The sequence below is a fragment of the Collinsella sp. AM09-41 genome (genome assembly GCF_003473245.1).
Classification (GTDB): domain Bacteria; phylum Actinomycetota; class Coriobacteriia; order Coriobacteriales; family Coriobacteriaceae; genus Collinsella.
The window spans coordinates 1-1,956 of record NZ_QRMJ01000020.1; the positions used below are offsets into that span (position 1 = coordinate 1).

1 rRNA gene (only partly in view) is annotated in these 1,956 nt (G+C 61.6%); it reads left to right on the forward strand.

Going from position 1 to position 1,956, the window contains the following annotated elements:
* Nucleotides 1-347 precede the first annotated feature (347 nt).
* Nucleotides 348-1,956, forward strand: a 23S ribosomal RNA gene (locus DW112_RS10025) (it continues 1,641 nt past the right edge of the window).

Genomic DNA, 1,956 nt, shown 5'->3' on the forward strand with positions numbered 1-1,956 from the left:
AGACAGAATGATAGCAATCATTCATCCGATCCAAACAAGAAGAATTCACTTATTAATGAGTGAGGAGCATCTGATCGCGAGCACAGTGAAGACACTGTGCCGCGGTATGAGATACCCGAATTGCGACATACGAGCGCTATTCATGAAAGACAGAATGATAGCAATCATTCATCCGATCCAAACAAGAAGAATTCACTTATATATGAGTGAGGAGCATCTGATCGCGAGCACAGTCAACTACTGTGCCGCGGTATGAGATACCCGAATTGCGACATACGAGCGCTATTCATGATATCGATTAATTGATATTAGCGACACGTGGATATCCCGCGGGCCCGAGAGCGGTCCCGCAAGATACCACGGGCGCACGGCGGATGCCTTGGCACAGGGAGCCGATGAAGGACGCGGCAAGCTGCGATAATCCCCGGCGAGGAGCACACATCCTTCGACCCGGGGGTCTCCGAATGGGCGAACCCATCCACAGCAGTGTGGATATCCCGGCCCCGAACACATAGGGGCGGGGAGGACAACCCGGGGAACTGAAACATCTAAGTACCCGGAGGAGAGGAAATCAATCTCGAGACTCCCCGAGTAGCGGCGAGCGAAAGGGGACCGATGGCCAAACCGTCGAGCGGGCATACCCGGCAGGGGTTCCGCCGACGGGGTTGCAGGGCCGCGCATCCGGGGGCTGCCGCCCCCGGGCGCAGGTCCGGCTGGGGAGCGGAACGGCATGGGAGGGCCGGCCGCAGCGGGTGACAGCCCCGTACGCGAACCCAGACCGGACGGCGCGACGCGGTCCCTGAGTAGGGCCGGGCACGTGAAACCCGGTCCGAACCTGGGTGGACCACCATCCAAGCCTGAGTACTACCCTGTGACCGATAGCGCACCAGTACCGTGAGGGAAAGGTGAAAAGCACCCCGGGAGGGGAGTGAAACAGTACCTGAAACCGTGCGCCCACGAGCAGTCGGAGCACCTATATGGTGTGACGGCGTGCCTTTTGTAGAATGAGCCAGCGAGTCGCTGGCGCGGGGCGAGGTTAACCGAAAGGGAGCCGGAGCGAAAGCGAGCCTTAACAGGGCGACTTGAGTCCCGCGCCGCGGACGCGAAGCCGGGTGAGCTATCCGTGGGCAGGCTGAAGCGGGGGTAAGACCCCGTGGAGGGCCGAACGCACGTCGGTTGAAAACGGCGGCGATGACCTGCGGATAGGGGTGAAAGGCCAATCAAACCCGGAGATATCTCGTTCTCCCCGAAATAGCTTTAGGGCTAGCGTCGCGCGTTCACCGCCGGAGGTAGAGCACCGGATGGACGAGGGGGCTTCGCCGCCTACCGAATCCAACCGAACTCCGAATGCCGGCGGCCCAGAGCGCGGCAGTCAGAGCATGTGGGCTAAGCTGTGTGCTCGAGAGGGAAACAGCCCGGACCGCCCGCTAAGGTCCCCAAGTTCCAGCCGAGTGGCAAAGGATGTGCGTCCGCCCAGACAACCAGGATGTTGGCTTAGAAGCAGCCATGCATTCAAAGAGTGCGTAACAGCTCACTGGTCGAGTGGACATGCGCCGACAATACACGGGGCTAAGCTGGACACCGAAGCGGCGGGATTTTAATTCATTAGAATCGGTAGGGGAGCTTCCCATGGGCGGGGAAGCCGCCGGGCGACCGGCGGTGGAGCGCATGGGAGTGAGAATGCTGGCATGAGTAGCGAGAGACGAGAGAGTAACTCGTCCGCCGTGAACCCGAGGTTTCCTGGGCAAGGCTAATCCTCCCAGGGTCAGTCGGGGGCTAAGGCGAGGCCGGAAGGCGTAGCCGACGCGCAGCAGGCAGACATTCCTGCACCGCGCACGCGGCGCTACGACCGACGGGGCGACGGATGGGGGTGGCTCGGCGGGGTTCTGGACGTCCCCGTGATGGAGCGCGGCCCGCGGACCAGGGAAATCCGGTCCGCACGAGGGCGAGGCTCCG